The sequence below is a fragment of the Streptococcus sp. XMC genome (assembly GCF_021341835.1).
GTDB lineage: Bacteria > Bacillota > Bacilli > Lactobacillales > Streptococcaceae > Streptococcus.
In genome coordinates, this window is record NZ_JAJTNQ010000001.1 from 898,584 (window position 1) to 915,303 (window position 16,720).

At 43.9% G+C, this 16,720-nt stretch carries 11 protein-coding genes; all 11 read right to left on the bottom strand.

What is annotated here, in order from left to right; all coding sequences use genetic code 11:
• Nucleotides 1-297 precede the first annotated feature (297 nt).
• The 11 genes from LXO72_RS04225 to gtfA all read right to left on the bottom strand — a co-directional run bounded on the left by LXO72_RS04225 (nucleotide 298) and on the right by gtfA (nucleotide 16,683).
• A complete protein-coding gene (locus tag LXO72_RS04225) occupies nucleotides 298-1,818 on the bottom strand; it encodes an ABC transporter permease/substrate-binding protein (RefSeq protein ID WP_233331633.1) in 1,521 nt (506 codons plus the stop codon).
• On the bottom strand, nucleotides 1,811-2,539 hold the full coding sequence (locus LXO72_RS04230) for an ABC transporter ATP-binding protein (RefSeq protein WP_233331634.1): 729 nt from the start codon (nucleotides 2,537-2,539) through the stop codon (nucleotides 1,811-1,813). Before LXO72_RS04230 ends, LXO72_RS04225 begins: the two co-directional genes overlap by 8 nt.
• Before the next feature lie 173 nt (nucleotides 2,540-2,712).
• Nucleotides 2,713-3,861, bottom strand: coding sequence for a DUF4767 domain-containing protein (locus tag LXO72_RS04235; protein WP_233331635.1), 1,149 nt, complete (start codon nucleotides 3,859-3,861; stop codon nucleotides 2,713-2,715).
• A gap of 110 nt (nucleotides 3,862-3,971) precedes the next feature.
• Nucleotides 3,972-4,832 (bottom strand): alpha/beta hydrolase, encoded by an 861-nt coding sequence (locus LXO72_RS04240; protein WP_233331636.1) that lies wholly within the window; start codon nucleotides 4,830-4,832, stop codon nucleotides 3,972-3,974.
• Entirely contained in the window at nucleotides 4,819-6,111 is a 1,293-nt protein-coding gene (locus tag LXO72_RS04245; RefSeq protein ID WP_233331637.1) for a PTS sugar transporter subunit IIC, read from the bottom strand. Before LXO72_RS04245 ends, LXO72_RS04240 begins: the two co-directional genes overlap by 14 nt.
• 122 nt (nucleotides 6,112-6,233) lie before the next feature.
• Nucleotides 6,234-7,232 (bottom strand): UDP-glucose 4-epimerase GalE, encoded by a 999-nt coding sequence (gene galE, locus LXO72_RS04250; protein ID WP_233331638.1) that lies wholly within the window; start codon nucleotides 7,230-7,232, stop codon nucleotides 6,234-6,236.
• Nucleotides 7,233-7,296: 64 nt separating this feature from the next.
• The gene (galT, locus tag LXO72_RS04255) at nucleotides 7,297-8,769 is read right to left on the bottom strand and encodes a UDP-glucose--hexose-1-phosphate uridylyltransferase (protein WP_233331639.1); all 1,473 of its coding nucleotides are present in this window, start codon (nucleotides 8,767-8,769) and stop codon (nucleotides 7,297-7,299) included.
• 12 nt (nucleotides 8,770-8,781) lie between these two features.
• The gene (locus LXO72_RS04260) at nucleotides 8,782-9,960 is read right to left on the bottom strand and encodes a galactokinase (RefSeq protein ID WP_267913754.1); all 1,179 of its coding nucleotides are present in this window, start codon (nucleotides 9,958-9,960) and stop codon (nucleotides 8,782-8,784) included.
• A gap of 237 nt (nucleotides 9,961-10,197) precedes the next feature.
• Nucleotides 10,198-12,621, bottom strand: coding sequence for a glycoside hydrolase family 3 N-terminal domain-containing protein (locus tag LXO72_RS04265; RefSeq protein WP_233331640.1), 2,424 nt, complete (start codon nucleotides 12,619-12,621; stop codon nucleotides 10,198-10,200).
• 115 nt (nucleotides 12,622-12,736) lie between these two features.
• Nucleotides 12,737-14,959 (bottom strand): alpha-galactosidase, encoded by a 2,223-nt coding sequence (locus LXO72_RS04270; RefSeq protein ID WP_233331641.1) that lies wholly within the window; start codon nucleotides 14,957-14,959, stop codon nucleotides 12,737-12,739.
• Between the two features lie 281 nt (nucleotides 14,960-15,240).
• Entirely contained in the window at nucleotides 15,241-16,683 is a 1,443-nt protein-coding gene (gene gtfA, locus LXO72_RS04275; protein ID WP_233331642.1) for a sucrose phosphorylase, read from the bottom strand.
• Between the last annotated feature and the right edge of the window lie 37 nt (nucleotides 16,684-16,720).

Consider the following 16,720-nt stretch of genomic DNA (forward strand, 5'->3'; position numbering starts at 1 on the left):
AGTTACTTTTAAATATAAACAAACTATTCTTTTACTTAAAACAGCTAGATTATTTTTATAAAATGACTTTTTTAGTCATTTAAGAAGTTGAGAAACTTTTCACTGTGAAAAAAGTGCCTGAAACACATTTGTTTCAGGCACTCGGAATTATTGAGACCTTAGGCTCAATAATTAGTCATGGAACTTCGTAGAAGTTCGCTGACGTCCGTAGTCAGCTAAGAAAAGATTCTAAAATTATTTTGCCTTCAATCTGAAGTAACTTAAATAACGTGACTTATATTTCTAGTTTAAGTGACATTATTTCTCAATCATCCCTTCCTGAGTCAAAAAGTCACGCGCCACTTGATTAGCTGACTTGCCTTCTACTCCGACTTGGTAGTTCATCTGGCTCATTTGCTCTGCTGTGATTTTACCAGCTAACTGATTGAGAATCCCTTCCAATTCTGGATGTTTCTTAAGAAGAGCTTCCTTCATGAGGGGAGCCCCTTGATATGGCGGGAAGAGTTGCTTGTCATCTTGGAGGACCACCAGGTCATAGCGAGCAAGCTCGGCATCCGTTGAGTAGGCATCTGTGATCTGGATATCACCAGACTGGATAGCCTGGTAGCGAAGGGCTGGCTCCATGGTGGAGACTTGTAGATGGAGTCCGTAAACCTTCTGCAAGCCCTTGTTCCCATCCTCTCGGTCATTAAACTCCAAGGTAAATCCTGCCTTGAGATGGCCTTCCACCTTTTTCAAATCTGAAATGGTCTTGAGGCCATACTCTTGGGCAATTTTCTTGGGCACTGCCACAGCATAGGTATTCTGATAAGCCATGGGTTTGAGCAAGGCCAGGTTGTCTTGTTTCTTGATCCCATCTCGGGCTGCTTGATAGACTGCTTCTGGATCATGGTTGACTTGCGGCGTCGGCTTGAGGAGACTTTCGGTCACGGTCCCTGTAAACTCTGGATAGATTGCAATATCCCCTTTTTTCAGAGCTTCATATAGGAAAGTGGTTTTGCCAAAATTTGGTTTAACAGTCACTGTCATGTCTGTCTTTTCTTCGATCAAAATCTTGTACATATTGGCTAGAATTTCCGGTTCAGGACCCAACTTCCCAGCAATGACCAGGTTTTCTTTTTCCGATTTGGCAAGAAGACTCGGCGTATAGGAAACTCCCAATCCGAGTACCATGATAGAAAAGGCTGCAAAGATGGTCCGCAATTTGGCCTTTTCCATCCATTTGAGAAGAAGGTTAAAGGCGATGGCTAAGAAGGCAGAAGACAGGGCACCGATCAAAATCAGACTGGCATTATTGCGGTCAATCCCTAGAAGGATAAAGGAACCGAGTCCCCCTGCTCCAATCAAGGCGGCTAGAGTAGCCGTCCCGATAATCATCACAGCTGCTGTCCGAATCCCAGACATGATGACGGGCATGGACAAGGGAATCTCAAACTTCTTGAGTCGCTCCCACTTGGTCATCCCAAAGGCCACCCCTGCTTCTTCAAGGCTTGGATCAATTCCCTGTAAACCGGTGATGGTATTTTGAAGGATGGGGAAAATGGCATAGATGACGAGAGATGTCAAGGCCGGAAGTGTTCCAATTCCCATGATGGGAATGAAGAGCCCCAAAAGGGCCATGGAAGGAATGGTCTGGAAGATCCCTGCTACCTGTAAAACCCAGTTGCTGGCTCTCTTGCGTGTACTTAAATAAATAGCTAATGGAACAGCTAGAAAAATAGCAAGGAGCAGGGTCAGTAATGACAGTTGCAAATGTTGCCCTAGTGCAGTGAGCCAGTCTCCAAAGCGTTCTTGAAAGGTTGCAACTAGTTTAGACATGGTGAGCACCTCCAAATAAATCCGCAACAAAGTCGTTGGCTGGTTGGGCTAGAATGGTATCAGGATCCGCCACCTGCACAATCTCTCCTTCTTGTAGCACCGCAATCCGATCGCCTAATTTCAAGGCTTCGTCTGTATCATGTGTTACGAAGATAGTTGTCATACCAAATCCTTTGTGCAATTCTTTGGTAAGAGCCTGCAACTGCTTACGGGAAATAGCATCGAGAGCAGAGAAAGGCTCATCCATCAGTAAGATTTTAGGCTCTGCAATGATGGCCCGCACAATGCCTATCCGTTGTTGCTCGCCACCAGATAATTCGCTTGGTAACCGATAGGCATAGTCTGCAGCAGGCAGGCCCACCTTGTCCAAGAGTTCTTCGGCTTTAGAGGCGATTTGTTCTTTTGTCCAGCCCTTCATCTCAGGAATCAGAGCTATATTTTCCGCAACTGTTAAGTTAGGAAATAGGGCAATGGCCTGAAGGACATAGCCAGTAGAAAGACGTAACTCTCGTTCATCATAGTCTTTAATCCGCTTGCCATCCATATAAATATCACCATCTGTAGGCTCCAAAAGGCGATTAATCATCTTGAGCATGGTGGTCTTTCCAGATCCTGAAGGTCCCACAAGAACCATAAATTCTCCATCTTCAATGCGGAGATTCACATCTTTTAAAATGTCCTTTTCCGTGTAGCGTAGGACTACATTTTTGTATTCAATCATGTTCTTCCTCACCATCTCCTTAAAAGCTAAGATCATTATCTCACTTTTTATAAGAGTGTAATCATTATCACAACATTGTAATACTAGATATTACATCTGTCAACGATTTTGATTTGAAATTATATATAAGAAAAAGAGTTTGGGATAGCCCAAACTCACTTACGTTTTATTGTTTACTCCTCTTCCACTAAGCGTTTGAACTCTGCCTGGAGTTCAGCATTTTCTGTTGGTTTTAAGTACATGTCTCCACCATTAGTCGTCGGTGAATGAAAGACAATCGCTTCTCCCGTATTAGTTATCGCAAAAAAGTAACTATGAACATCCGGGTATTTATCCCAATTGCTATAACGCTCTACAATTCGATACTGGGCATTTCCGAGACCTGTATCCGAGTACTCAGCATTCATTTTTTCACTTGGTCTATCATCCCTAAGTGTATAGAGGTGGTCAGGACCAACATCTCCTCCTGCGATTCCCTTTTGGTAATTGGGTTGTCCTAGTTTTTCTCCCCAGTCTTTTATAAAAGCTTCCAGTTTCGCTGATTTGTTAGCGTTCCAAGGAGCTTTTAGCTGTGTTTCTGATTTAATTGTGCGACCAGAAACTTCAAATTCCTGCCAATCAAGACCTCTTAAGTCAATTTGATCCGATGCATTTTTTCCAAAATCAGCAGCAATATCATTTGCTTGTATTTGAATCTCTTTTTCTTGGAGTATAGTCGCTTGCTCTTGCTTAGCATTAAGCTGATAAAGAGTTCCATAACCTTGACCCGTACCTGAGGACCAGCTAAGCTCCAGAACCTCTCCACCTTTATAGACAAGGGCTGCATTTCTTGCTCCACCATGACCAGCAGTAAATCCTTCGGCTAAAAGGACTGGTTTCCCGTCTTTCAAATAATATAGGCCGGTTAAGAAATATTTGCCACTCAAATTTAGGTCCGCAATCAGAAGTTCCTCTATCCCATCGTTATTTAAATCTGAAAAGGCATAACGCATTTCATCTGCTTGGTTAACCGCATTCTCGATTGCCCAACTATTGATTGGACGCTCTGTGGCATGTAATTCTTGAGGAAGACTTGCGATGCTTGCTGTATCCTTTGGCGAGGTCAAAATCCTTTGGTAATCCTCAAATATAGGCTGGTACAACTTCTTATAATCCTTTTTCACCTCTTTTTTAGTAACTTTTTTACTGGAAGATGATATCGTCGTTGTTTCCGAGCTGTTATTCAACTGACTAGAATGTCGGGGAGTCCGTTTGCTACAACCAACCGTAACAAGTCCTGCTAGTAGAAGAATGAAGGCTCCTAATTTCTCTTTTCGTTTCATAAGCTTCTCCTTTTGTGTCATCCTTGCCATTTGTACTTTTCTCTTTATATTATACCAAAAAAGAAGGCTACACCTGATGATTTGTGTAAAACCTTCTTATGCTATTTGATTTAATTGGGATTTTTTTGCTCTCGACGACCCGGATTGTCCTGGCTTTCAATATGCTGCTTAATCAAGGCAACTACTTCATCATTGGTTGGCAAGTCCGAGTGCTGGGCATCTTCTCCTGTCACCGTGATCTCTGTATAACTTGCTGCTTGATTTTGATAAATGTACTTGCCAGCTGACACACTAGCATCCGGAACCAACTCATCCGAGTCATAGGTGATAGTGCCTGCTACTGAATACATATGAAGGGTTGTTGGGATAGCTTCTCTAGCCTTGATAAAGTCCGCCAACATCTCTGATTTATTTTTGATATTGATCTCGGTAAAGTTATAAGGGGTCCCAATAGTCATGAGCGTTTTAAGATCCACATCATAATCCCCTAAATAATTTTCAATAAAGGATGTGTAGATCAAGCCTCCATTGGAGTGACCTAATCCTTTAAAGTTATTGAAGTTGTATTTCGATTGTAGAGCTTCAAAAGCTTGGTTAACCATCTTGGCTTGTTTTTTAATATTGCTGTAGCCATCCTTGTTGTTTTCAAAACCAATGACAATAATTGGTTCATTGTCCTTGGCATCGATGCTCCCACTGTAAGTAATGCTACCATCATTCCAGACCTTGACCTTAAGAAGGCTGTGTTTGGTTCCTTGCCGGTCTTGATTGAGCTTAGTCACCAAGCCATCAAAGCGATTTTCCGTCGCGGAACTTCCCGGAATCATGATAATAGGCGATAGTTTTGAATTATAGAATTTTTCGATTTTCTGGACATTTTTTCGAGTCCAGCTATAAGAAGGGACGGCTAACCCAAGCAAGAAAAGACAGACCAAGGTGAAGACAAGCGCTGTTTTTTTAGAGACTTTCATGGCTTCCTCCTTCTTCTAGCAAATCTTTTCGAACTTGGTTGCCCATGCGGACAAAGGGAATATAGAGGGCCACATCTAGGGCAAAGCAAAAGAGACTCGCAGCTAAAGCCCTCATGCTTCCTCCTGACCCAATAAAGGCATAGAGAAGACTAGGTGTCCCATCAGGCACTGGGTAGACAGCTGCCGGCATGAGTTTGAAGCACAAAGCTAGAGCTGCAATTGACATATTTACCAAGGGGATCAATAAGAAGGGAATCACATATAGCAGGTTGAGAAGGACCGGGATTCCTACCATGAAAGAAGCCCCATTGTTAAAGAGACTTGGAAACATACTAAGGAAACTAACCTTCTTGTCCTTTTGACTTTGTGAAACCAGCAAAATTGCAACCAAAAGTGCTAGAACTGCACCAACTCCTGCCACCATTCCATAACTTCGGTACAAATTGGTCAAGGTATAGAGATAAGGAATGCCTGTCGTCGTATGATTGGTTACAGCATAAGTCAGATTTTCCAAGGCAAAACTGTCATCCGCAATCGAGTTTAAGACAAAAACCTGACTGTTCCCTACCCAACCCGATAAGCCATTCAAGAGTCCCATGACAAAGGTGGATAAGAGGTGATGACTGGTCACAGTTAGCGAACTGAAATACTGAACAATGATCTGAAAGACACGGTACTGAGTCCCCAGAACCAAGAGACCATTCAGACTGATACCTAAGAGCAGGGACAAGAAAATCGGACGTACAGTCTTTGGTTGATAAATGAAGTCTTTATTCACGATTTGGTCGTCACTGGCTTTGGATAGGCGAAAAATCTGGCCAATTAGATAACCTAAAAAAATCGCTAACACAATATTGGTCATCGCAGGTAGATTGATGTGAGACAATTGTCCATCACGAAGTGATCCCAGCAATAATCCCTGGGAACTAACAATAAAACTGACTAAAATAGCTGTCACACCAGCCGTACCTGTGCTTCTTCCATAATGTCCAGCAGTGTATTTCCCTGAAAAGTAGGTTGCTAAAGGGCCAGCCAAACCTCCTGTAAAATTCGATAGATTGGACAAGACCTGACCCGTTAGCTGAAACCCCGGGAACCAATCTGAGACAGAAAAAAGCATATTTATATATCCTCTATCTGAAAAGAAGGACTGGGAAATCACTCGAACAATTGCTGAAAAAAGTAAAAATGGAAAGAGAGAGACCAAGGTCTTCTGGGTGATTTGTACGAATCCACGCTCTCGAAACCAGAGAAATTTTTGCACCAAATATTTTGTCATTGTTGCTCCTACTATCCTTGTTGACCCATTAGGTGACATTACTCGTGCACACCCTTCTATTTACTTCATTATAGCATATTACCCTACACAAAAACTCAAGCCAATTGACTTGAGTTTTCTTCTTATCGATCATTGTAGCCATCTGGGTGGCTGGAATGCCATGCCCAGGCTGTTTGGATGATGGTTTCGATATTATCAAATTTTGGTTGCCATCCGAGGATAGCACGCGCTTTCTCAGAGGATGCGATCAAGGTATCTGGATCTCCTGGTCTGCGATCTGCAATCTCAAGTGGGATCGGATGTCCCGTCACCTTGCGGGCTGCTTCGACAATCTGAAGATTGGAGAATCCGGTCGATGAGCCCAGATTAAAGGCAGTCGATTCATTCCCTTTTCTGAGATACTCCACCGCAAGCAGATGGGCATCTGCCAAGTCAAATGGATGGACATAGTCCCGAACATTGGTCCCATCTGGTGTCTTGTAGTCATCTCCAAAAATAGCGATCTTCTCGCGTTTGCCTTGGGCTACTTGTAATACGATTGGCAAGAGGTGGGTCTCTGGTCCATGGTCTTCGCCAATCGAGCCGTCAGGTTTAGCACCCGCTACATTAAAGTAACGAAGGGGCACATACTTGATGCCGTAGGCTTGATCAGCCCAACGCATGATGGTTTCCATCATGAGCTTGCTTTCGCCATAAGGATTAATCGGTTTTTGTGGAGTGGTTTCAAGAATCGGAATCTCTTCTGGAATACCGTAAGTGGCAGCGGTTGAAGAAAAGACGATGTAGTGTACCCCACATTCATGCATGACTTCCAAGAGTTTGACCATGCCAGCTGTATTGTTATCAAAATATTTCAATGGATCTGCCATAGATTCCGCGACCAGTGAGTAGGCCGCAAAGTGGATGACCGCATCAATATCTGCATGGTCCTTAAAAACCCTGCGCATGAAGTCTTGATCTGCTAGGTCTCCTTGGTAAAAGACGGCATCTGGATGCACCGCTGCACGGTGTCCTGTGACCAGGCTATCTACCACCACGACTTTTTCCTGTCCTTCATTGACCAAACGGTCTACCATGTGGGAACCGATATAGCCAGCTCCTCCGAGTACGAGTATTGCCATTTGTTTTCCTTTCGCTTCTTTGTCTTCTCTCTTATTGTACCAAATTTCTGCCTCTTCTCCACACTTAAAGTGTCGCGACAAAGCGTCCAAAGGCTGCTTGGCCTTCTACTGTTCGCTTGTAGACACCGGCATCTTCGAGCACGCGCGCAAAGATTTGACCAACTGATTCACGAACAATAGCTTCTGCCTCTGCTTCGTCTGTGATGGATGGGTGAGTAGCTTTCAAGTCATCTGCCCATTCTTGGTGGTAGGTCGCTACAGTGTTTTCACGTCCAAGTAGATAGTCTTGAACCTGCTTGAGCTCTTCTTTGAGACGAGGCGGCAAAATGGCTAGGCCCATGACCTCGATCAGGCCGATATTTTCTTTTTTAATGTGTTGCACATCCGCATGCGGGTGATAGATGCCATCTGGATGCTCTGGTGAGGTTTGGTTGTCACGGAGAACCAAGTCCAGTTCATAATGCCCATCACGAATCCGTGCAATGGGGGTAATGGTATGGTGGGGCTGACCGTCGGATGCCGCTAAGACTTGAACAGCTGGATCCGAGTAGCCTCGCCAGGCTGTGAGGATATGGTCTGCCAGGGCAATCAATTGCGCCTTGTCATCTGAATTCAAACGAAGAACTGACATGGGCCAGTTAACAATCCCTACCGATACAGCCTCAAATCCCTCAACGCTAAAGCTTTCCTCCACAGGAGCTAGCTCCATAGGGAAGGTGTGACGTCCGCCTTGATAATGGTCATGAGTCAGGATGGATCCCCCTACAATGGGTAGATCTGCATTGGAGCCTGCAAAATAGCCTGGAAAAGTCTCTACAATGGTCAAGAGTCGCTCAAAGGTTTTGCGACTAATGGCCATAGGAACATGCTGGCTATCGAGAAAAATGCAGTGTTCATTGAAGTAGGCATAAGGGGAATATTGAAAGCCCCAATCATGACCGTCCATGTCAAAGCGGATGATCCGATGATTGGCACGGGCAGGATGGTCTAGGCGACCTTGATATCCTTCATTTTCAAAGCACAGTTGGCAGGCTGGATAATGACTAGCTTTAGCCAGCTTCGCTGCTGCTATGTCTTTAGGATCTTTTTCAGGTTTTGACAGATTGATGGTGATTTCAAGGGAGCCATAGGGAGTTTCTGCCTCAAAAGCGATATTTTGCGCAATCGCCTTGACCTTGATGTAATCATTGCGCTTAGAGAGAGCATAGAAATCCGCAATCGCGTCTTCCTTGGACTGACGGTAGGTCTCCCGGAAAAGATGATTGACCTGACTAGGACTAGGGGTGATCCAATCCATCAACTCCGCTCCCAGGCTGTCCTTGGCGGCCATACTGTCTTGGATCTTATTATTCGCAACCGCAATCTCCATCAGTTGATCTTTGAGTACGATCAAGTCAGCCTGATGGGCTGGGGCGTCTAGCCCTTCTTCTCCAATGCGACTCATAACCCGGTTTTTTAGATAAATCCGATCCATCTCTTCATAGTCACTTGTCGCAATGACGGCTGTGACAAATGCATCTAATACCAGTTCTGTCATCCTATCTCCTTTTTAATCAAACACCCGTGTCCCCGCAGCAACCTCTGCAATGTAGAAACTTGGCGCATAGCCAACGATTTCCTCATAGCGTTTGCCGACTGCTTCTTCAAAAGCCTCAACCTTATCTTTGTTAACAAGGGCGATAGCGCAACCACCAAAGCCTGCTCCCGTCATACGAGCACCAAGCACTCCTTCTTGTTCCCAGGCTGTATGCACTAAGGTATCCAATTCTAGACCAGTCACTTGGTAGTCATGCTCCAAGGATACGTGGGAAGCATTCATGAGACGGCCAAAGCCTTCCAAATCACCTGCTTCAAGCGCCTTGCGTGCTTGGAGGGTCCGTTGGTTCTCAAGTACAGCATGACGAGCCCGTTTGATGCGATTTTCATCCTTAATCAAGTAGCTGTAAGCATCAAAAGCCCAGAGATCCAATTCCCCTAAGGTTTGGATGTCTAGTTTTTCTTGGAGTTCAGAGACGGCTGTTTCACATTCTGCACGGCGTTCATTGTATTTGGAATCCGCTAATTCCCGGCGTTTGTTAGTATTCATGATGACCACGACATTGTCTTTAAGGTCGAGCGGTACCAAATCATATTCTAGGGTGTTGGTATCGAGATAAATAGCCCGTTGATCAGCCCCCATACCGATGGCAAATTGGTCCATGATACCAGAATTAACCCCAATGAAGTGATTTTCGGTTTGTTTCCCGATCTTAACTAGATCTAAGCGGTCTAACTGAAGATCAAATAGTTTCTCAGCGATGACGCCAATCAAGAGCTCTAAGGAAGCTGAAGAAGAAAGACCAGATCCATTTGGAATATTGCCGTAGACATAGACATCCATACCGCTATCAATGACATGACCAGCTTCTTGCAAGAAATGGAGCATGCCTTTTGGATAGTTGGTCCAGTTGTGCTCTTTTTCAAAGTGGAGGTTTTCAAGTGGGACTTCAATGATCCCCTTGTCTTCAAAGTTTCCTGAGAAGAAACGCAAGACCTTATCCTCACGCTTTCTTGCTGCCCCGTAGGTACCAAGCGTAATGGCTGCCGGGAAGACATGCCCTCCGTTGTAGTCTGTGTGTTCCCCGATCAAATTAATCCGTCCTGGTGAAAAGAAGGTATGATCAGCCTTCTCGCCAAAGACAGCCTGAAACTTTTCTTGTAGATCTTGAGACGTGATTGATGTAGTCATGAGAAACTCCTTTTAGTTTTGTAAACGCTTTTATACTTTTATTATAATCGATCAAAAGTAAAACTTCAAGTATTTTTAGTAAAATTTTATTTATTTTTTATATTGTCTTCAAAAAGCATACAATAGAGCTTTCCTACCCCATCCCAACCTCTAACACTTTTCTATTTTGAGTTAATTTTAGTAAAGTTTTACCAAAAAATCTCAATTGGGAGTGACCCCATTGAGATTCTTCATTCCTTAGTTTTTCTTTCTTGGATAGACAAAAGATCCAAGGAAGGTTAAGAGGCTGACACCCATAAGGGCTAGGAGGTTCTCGGTTTGACCGGTCTTTGGCAATACCGATGAAGCAGGACTAGCGGATACACTTGCAGGAATCTGAGCAGTGTCATATGACACAGAGACCGGAGTAACTTGTGGTCCATCAAGAGAGCTTGCCTTTTCTTGCTTGCTAAGAAGGGCCTGTATCTCTGTGTTTCCAACCACTACTGGTTTTGTCTGATGGGTTGGATCTAGAACTGGTGAAGTTGGGTCTTGGGCTTCTGGTGTTGGTAATGGTGTTGGTAATGGAGCAGGTGCTGGATAGAAGAGACCATGACCTATACGGTAAGCATACTCTGTTTCCGACATTTTTCCATCTACAATTTTTGGAATATCCACCGGCAAGGTACCTAGATGTTCCTTACCATTGAAGATGACTTCCACTCCTGCAGGAATATTAGGACCGAAAGCATTGTCTGGTTTGAGGGATTCTGTCGGATCCATTCCCTTATTTCCATAGACTGCTAGAATAGCTTTGGCTGCTGGATAGTTGGCTACATCATAAGGTTTCGAGATGGAAAGGACAGCTGCCTTCTTATGGTTGGTGTTAGCATAATGGACGATTTCAGTTGGGATCTTGGTTCGCCAGAAATCTTTATCCAGTTGCCCTTCATAACCGATCTCTGAAATCACTACGATATGAGTGGCTTTTTCGAGGTCTTCTTTTAGACTATCAAGGGTGGATTCTTTGGTGAAGTTCTTCGCCACAAAGGAGGTATCTTTTGGAAGCACCCCATCCTCGATTAAGCGACGCATGCCCAAATTTAGTCCAGGGACTTCATTTTCAAACGCTCCTAGGAGGAGGACATGATCTCCTTTTTGAACCTTAAATGGTAAGGTATGGTCTTCATTTTTTACAACCGTCACCGCTGCTGCCGCAATCTTGCGTTCCAAATCACGATTAAGGGTAGAGCCGACTGCTTCTTCTGCTTTTTCAGGCGTCCGAGCACTCGGATCAAAATTCAGGACCCCACGTTTTTCTTTGAGGGTGAGAATCCGACGAACTGACTCATTTAAACGTTCTTCTGAGATGTCACCCGTTTGCACCGCACGCACCACTTCATCGACAATGGTATCAATCTTGCTTAAATCGGTTTTACTGCGAAGGGTCGTTGGCATCAAGACCAAATCAACTCCTGCCTTGATGGCCATTTTTACAGCTTCGACTTCACCGAAGTTCTTAGCGATAGCATCCATTCCCATGGCATCGGAGACAATCACGCCCTTATAACCGTATTTCTTCCGTACCAAACCCGTTAAAATATCATCAGAGAGTGTCGCTGGAACATAAATTTTCTCACCAGTTTCTTTTGACACAACCTGATCTTTTTCAATTTGTGGGTATTGGATATGGGCCGTCATCAAGAGGTCTACGCCAGCATCCATGGCTTTTTTGAATGGAAGGAGTTCCAATTTTTCAAGTTCGGTAAGAGATTTATCCACCAATGGGAGACCTGTATGGGAATCGACCGCTGTATCTCCATGACCTGGGAAATGCTTAGCAGCTACAGCGACATTGTAGTCTTGAATCCCTTTCATCATTGGAATTCCTAAGTAAGCAACCCGGTTTGGATCAGAGGAGAAGGAACGAAGCCCAATGACAGGGTTTTGAGGATTGTTATTGGTATCCAATACAGGTGCGAAGTCCACATTCAAACCAAGAGCAGAAAGCTCTCGACCAATAATTTGTCCAGCTTCTGTCGCTAACTTGGGATCATTGGTCGCTCCAATGGCCATATTTCCGGGGAGAGCTGTACCGCTACCCAATCGATAGACGATGCCCCCTTCTTGGTCAATCGCTAACAATAGCGGAATCTTCCCGTTATTGGCCTTGTTTTCAATAGCCGCCTTTTGCATATCTTGGGTCAGAGCTAGGGTTTGCTTGGTTTCTTTAACGTTTTCAGCAAAAAGAATGACGCCTCCAAAATCATACTTATCAATAGCTTCTGCCACTTCAGCATTGACCTTGGTGAGATCTTGTGGTGACTCCTGACCTGCCTCCTGCCACTTACGGAAGTCCGGCATAATCATTTGAGTAACCTTTTGCTTGAGAGGCATGTCTTCAAGTAGTTTTTCCACTTGAGGAGATGCCGTCTCCGTTGTTGTTTCCGTTGGGGAGGTTGTAGGGGTTACTGCACGGTCTGTTGAAGTCGGCGTTTCAGCCACTTCTCCCTGATTTTCTGTGGTGGTCTCTGGCGTTGGAGAAGCCACCACCTCTTCGACTGTTGTCGCCGGTTCATTGGCTTGATCCGACGCTTGAGCTGTGTCTGCTTTTGCTGTTTGTACGGATAATAGAGCAAAAGCCGTTAATAGGGCCGCAGATGGATACATGATTTTTTTCATAAAGCGACCTCCTTTCTTTCAATAGATATTGTACCATTGTTTTATAGTTTTGTAAACGGTTTCAATTTTAAATCATTAAAAGCGAGTATCTAAAATTAGATACTCGCTTCTCTTATTATGTTACTTCTTCAAACACCCAAATGTGAGAGTCAAAATCACAACTCAATTTTTCTTGATTTAAAGGCTGTCCACAGGAAGCGTCTGAAAGACTAAAACCTGCTAACATCAGTTCTGCACCGCTAAACTGTTTCCCGTCCACTTCATAGAGAGCATCTGCATTCAGTCCTTGCAGATACACACGATCATAAGCACGGTTCACTTCGTTCAATAGCTTATACTGAGCCAGAATCATTCGGGAACGATTTTGACTAACAACCGACCATACGACTTGATTTGAGTCAAAAGGAGAGCGCAAACGGTAAAAATTTCCTTGATGAATCAGGGATCGCTCTTTTTTGTAAAAAGCAATTTGCTCTTTTACTATTTCCTTCTCAGCCTGCGTCAGGTCTGCTAGATCCAACTCGTAACCAAAGACCCCAAAATAAGCGACATTTCCCCTTGTCGCAAGCGGTGTGATCCGATTGGTTTGATGGTTAGGGACAATGGACACATGTGCTCCCATCGTCGAGAGTGGATAGACTAAACTGGTTCCGTATTGGATCTTAAGCCGTTCAACTGCATCTGTATCGTCACTGGTCCAAGTTTGGGGTGCATAATAAAGCAAACCTGGATCAAATCTACCGCCTCCCGAAGCGCAAGATTCAAAGAGAACAGAAGGGAAGGCTGTCGTTAAACGATCATATAAGTGGTATAATCCTAGAACATACCGATGAAACACTTCTCCTTGCTGATCTGGAGCCAAGGATTTAGAAAAGACATCTGTAAGCGGACGGTTCATATCCCACTTAATATAGTCTAATTTCGTCTCTTCAATCACACGCGCCATTTGCTCATAAATGGCATCTACTACTTCTTCACGGCTAAAGTCTAAGACAAATTGATTTCGTCCATGACGTGATGAATGACCTGCTACTTCTAGGATCCAGTCTGGATGAGAACGGTAAAGATCACTATCTTTGTTGACCATTTCCGGTTCAAACCAAAGACCAAATTTCAAGCCCATATCATGAATTTTCTCTGATAAAGCCCCGATGGTATCTGGAAATCGCTCGCGATTGGCAACCCAATCTCCAAGACCAACTCGATCATTGGTTCGTTTTCCAAACCAGCCATCATCCAACACAAATAATTCGACACCAACTTCTTTGGCATTTTGCGCAATCCTGAGCAGTTTTTCCTGATCAAAATCAAAGTAAGTTGCTTCCCAATTATTTAGTAGAATCGGCCGCTCCTTATCTCGCCATTCTCCCCTAGCTAGACGGGTACGATAAAGACGATGGAAAGTTTGACTCATATCGTTTAAACCGTTTCTACTGTATACCAGAACTGCTTCTGGACTTGTAAAGCTAGCACCAGGGGCTAATTTCCAACAAAATTGGAAGGGATTGATTCCCACTTGAAGTCGGGTAACATCGAAAGTATCCACTTCTGCTTGGAGGAGGAAATTTCCTGAGTAAATCAGGCTGAGTCCAATAACCTCCCCTTGATTTTCAGTAGTTTCTGGCCGTTTTAAGGCAATGAAAGGATTGTGCAGATGACTAGAGATTCCACGTGTTGATTCAATCGATTGGATTCCTTGACGTAACAATGTGGAATGAATATGCCTTTCACGAGCCCACGCTCCAGAAAGCTGTATCATCTCATAGTTTCGATCAGGTAGGTCTAAAGAAAGACTGGTGACTCCTTCGATGGATAGAGGCCTTGAACCTTGATTGTTGATCAGGTGACTTCTCGTTATCACAGGGAAGTCTCGGAAAATACTATACTGAATACTCACCTCCACACCCGACACCGAATCGGTCAGATTGACTTGCAAGGTCTGGCATTCATCCTCATTTTCAACATAAGTTGCTGGTAAACCTTCTAATCTTGGTTTTCCATTTGAAATTTCATGATCCTTATAGATAAAATCTGTCAGCCGAGAACCATTTTCCAAAGACAGTTCCAAGGCAGGATGGCGAAAATCTGTCGCCCCATACTCTGGGAATTCTTGCTGCAGGTGTTCGAGTGAATACAGAAGATCCCCTTCTTGCCGGTAAGTGGTCATAGGGCGGTGCTTCATTTCCGCCAAATGACGATAATCCCCTTCTGGCAAGGTCGGTCCATAATAAAGATGGAGCAACTTCCCATCATGGGAAATCATAAAGATATAAGAAATAAAATCATTTCGCAGATGAAACTGCTTGTATGTTTCCTGGTAGTGAATGAGGTCCCTCATATTTATCCTTTCTTGTATCAAAGTTCCTAGTATCATACGAAACTTTTAAGGTAGATAGAGACAAAATTTGCGAAGATCATAGCAGAACTTGAATGATCAGACCCTGACAAGATCAAAGTAACAAAAGGATCACTTGCAGGGTAGAGATGCTACTAGAAAGGGGTGCAAAATCCTTTGTTTTAAAAATATTGGATAAAAACTGTAAAATCATAAAATCTCCAGCAATCTGTCCAATCAAAAAGGGAATATCCGAAACTTGTCTCGCCTGACTTCAATTGTTTTTAAAACACAATGTCTTGACCGTTTTCTGTCACTTGGTAAGTCCCGTCAGCAAGATTGATTCGAGCTACTGCTGTGGCGGTCTGGTCCTTGTTTTGGCGCGTGATGACAATGGTATGTTCATCTGGTGTTTCCACCTCAATGCTACCTTCTAAGTCAAAAGCTTGCGAGTTATTCCGGAAACTAAAGAGTTTGAGAAGGGATTGCACAACTGGACGCTCTACTTCTTGAGCAATTTCTTCATTGCTGTAGTAATGACGGTTGATATTGCGGCCTTCCTTGGTGTTTTCTAAGAGTTCCAAATCATTCTTCCCAGCTAGGAATCCAACATAATACACTTGTGGAATACCCGGCGCAAAGGCTTGAATCAAGCGGGCTAAGAAATACTTGCCATCATCATCTCCAAGCGCTGAAAAGTAGGTCGAATTGATTTGGTAGATGTCCAAGTTGTTGTATTCTGCTGTTGAATATTTGCGTTTCACATTCGCTCCTACCTTGTAGAGCTCGTTTGATGCATAGTCAATTTCTTCATCTGTCAAGATATCCTTGACATCAACCACCCCAATCCCGTCATGGGTGTCGAGTGTCGTGAATTGCTTCATCGGACTCATCTTCAACCACTTAGCAAGGCGCTCCACTTTTGAGCTATAGAGGGTATAGAGGGTCACCATTGGAAGGGCAAAGTCGTAGACATAATAGTCGTGATCGGCAATCTTAAATTGGATGGAATAGTGTTCATGAATCTCTGGCAAGAGCTCAGCACCGTAGCCGGCTGCCATATCGCGCACCTTATCCAACAAATCCCAAATGTCTGGCTCCACGAAGAAATCATTGGTGTCCAACTTCTTGACTGCATAGGCAAAAGCATCTAAACGAATGAGGTCACAACCATTGCTCGCTAAATTTTCGATGGTCTTGCGGATAAAGTCCATGGTCACTTCCTTGGTCACGTCCAAGTCGATCTGCTCTTCCCCGAAGGTATTCCAGAGATGCTCAGTTGTCCCATCCCCAAAGGTAATTTCTTGCTTGGGAGCTCGATCCTTGCGCTTATAAATCAAGTCCACATCCGCTTGAGTAGGACGATTCTCTGGCCAGAACTTGTCCCAGTTGAGGAAAAGATCCTTGTAAGCACTTTGGTCGTGCTTCTCTTGATAATCTTTGTAGTATTTAGACTGACGGGAAATGTGATTGATCATAAAGTCAAACATGAGATAGTACTTTTCGCCCAGGCGTTTGACATCTTCCCAATCTCCAAAAGCTGGATCCACTTGGTCATAGTCCACAGGCGCAAAACCACGGTCACCGGTTGATGGGAAAAATGGCAAGAGGTGAACACCACCTACTGCATCTCCAAAGTGTTTCTCCAGATTTTCATAGAGGTCCTTGAGGTTATTTCCCAAGCTGTCTGAGTAAGTAATTAACATGGTTTTGTTTTGAATTGGCATAATGGTCTCCTTTTCTTTATTTGAAAGCCAAGTCTGA